The sequence below is a fragment of the Paraburkholderia sp. FW306-2-2C-D06C genome (assembly GCF_058781505.1).
This window is the reverse complement of sequence record NZ_JBYSWU010000140.1, coordinates 1-864: the sequence shown is the minus strand read 5'-3', so window position 1 is coordinate 864 and position 864 is coordinate 1. Positions and strand designations below refer to the sequence as shown.

The 864-nt window shown below is 65.6% G+C and carries 1 protein-coding gene; it reads left to right on the top strand.

What is annotated here, in order from left to right; all coding sequences use genetic code 11:
• Positions 1-864 (top strand): threonine ammonia-lyase, biosynthetic (ilvA, locus tag AC3WLT_RS37205; RefSeq protein ID WP_492596530.1); only part of this gene is annotated, 864 nt, incomplete at both ends.

Sequence of the window (864 nt, the reverse complement as noted above, 5' to 3'; positions counted from 1 at the left end):
GCTGCAGGAAGCGCGCGGCCTGACTTTCGTGCATCCGTTCGACGATCCGTACGTGATCGCCGGCCAGGGCACCGTCGCGATGGAAATTCTCAGCCAGCACCAGGGGCCGATCCACGCGATCTTCGTGCCGATCGGCGGCGGCGGACTGGCGGCGGGCGTCGCGGCGTACGTGAAATCGGTGCGTCCGGAGATCAAGGTGATCGGCGTGCAGACCGACGATTCGTGCGCGATGGCGGCGTCGCTGAAAGCGGGTGAGCGGGTCACGCTCAATGAAGTCGGCCTGTTTTCGGATGGCACCGCGGTGAAGCTGGTCGGCGAGGAAACCTTCCGGCTGTGCCGCGAATATCTCGACGACGTGCTGCTGGTGAATACCGATGCGCTATGTGCCGCGATCAAGGACGTGTTCCAGGACACCCGCAGCGTGCTGGAGCCCGCGGGGTCTCTGGCCGTGGCCGGCGCGAAGCAGTATGCGGAGCGCGAAGGCATCGAGAACCAGACGCTGATCGCGATCACGTCGGGCGCGAACATGAACTTCGACCGGATGCGTTTCGTCGCCGAGCGCGCGGAAGTGGGGGAAGCGCGCGAAGCGGTGTTCGCGGTGACGATCCCCGAGGAGCGCGGCAGCTTCCGCCGCTTCTGCGAGCTGGTCGGCACGCGCAGCGTGACCGAGTTCAACTACCGGATCGCGGATGCGAATTCGGCGCACATCTTCGTCGGCGTGCAGATCAGGAATCGCAGCGAGTCCGCGCAGATCGCGGGCGCGTTCGAGGCGCACGGCTTTCCCACCGTCGATCTGACGTTCGATGAACTCTCCAAGCAGCACATCCGCTATATGGTCGGCGGCCGTTCGCCGCTCGCGCATGA